General features: G+C 42.3%; 1 pseudogene. It reads left to right on the top strand.

What is annotated here, in order from left to right:
- Positions 1-440 (top strand): annotated as a pseudogene (locus tag J3U16_RS12005) (hypothetical protein); the annotation flags it as partial.
- Positions 441-770 lie beyond the last annotated feature (330 nt).

Genomic DNA, 770 nt, shown 5'->3' with positions numbered 1-770 from the left:
CTTTGCCTCAGACCTTCGAGTTGGTCGGTCGTGATAGTAATGGTACTCCAGTCGTCAAATATGGTTTTACTTTGAAGCAGTGGTTTGTTCACCGTGGTGATAAGATGGACTACTATCCTCAAACCTTATCTTGGTGTAATAGCCTTGGTTATCGAGTACCTAAGGTAAAGGATTTAACCAACGCGGTTCGTATAGCATATCCTGCTATCTCTGGCGCCACCCCTTCCTCATCTGGTAATTATTACCAACGTAGAATTGGTTCAGGTTTTTTCACGGAGTGGGGTAGTATGTCAGATTATTCCGGCGTTGGCTTCACCAGCCTTTGGTACTGGACTAGTGACCCGGATGGTAGTAACCAGTTTGTCGTGTACCCCTACCACGGTAACGTGGATCGGGGCTACACCAACAGCGGCTACTACGGACTTTGCTCCCATCCTTAGTTTTTATTTCTTCGTCCTTAATCCTTAGGCCGGGGGTGGGGGTGATAAAAAATAGTGTTGAGTCATTAAAAGTAAGCTGACTCAAGGAGTCAACGTCGTTTAGCCATAAAAAAAGCGATTTTGCGGCTAAGCGGCAAAAATGCTGGGCACCGAGGTGGTGGTTAAAAATATCGATATTAAAGGAGTAATATAAAATGAATATTGAAGAAAAAATAGCGTTAAGTAAAAGTCCGGTTCAGTTTATTGCCGAAGGTAATTTTTTAAAGCTTTATAATCAATCATTATATGTGGTTGAGCAATTATTGGGTTTTAACTTAAAGGTAACGGCAA

The organism is Gilliamella sp. B3023 (assembly GCF_026536845.1).
Taxonomy (GTDB): Bacteria; Pseudomonadota; Gammaproteobacteria; order Enterobacterales; family Orbaceae; genus Gilliamella; species Gilliamella apicola_E.
The sequence above is the reverse complement of the archived record's forward strand: the minus strand, read 5'-3'. Positions and strand labels throughout refer to the sequence as shown.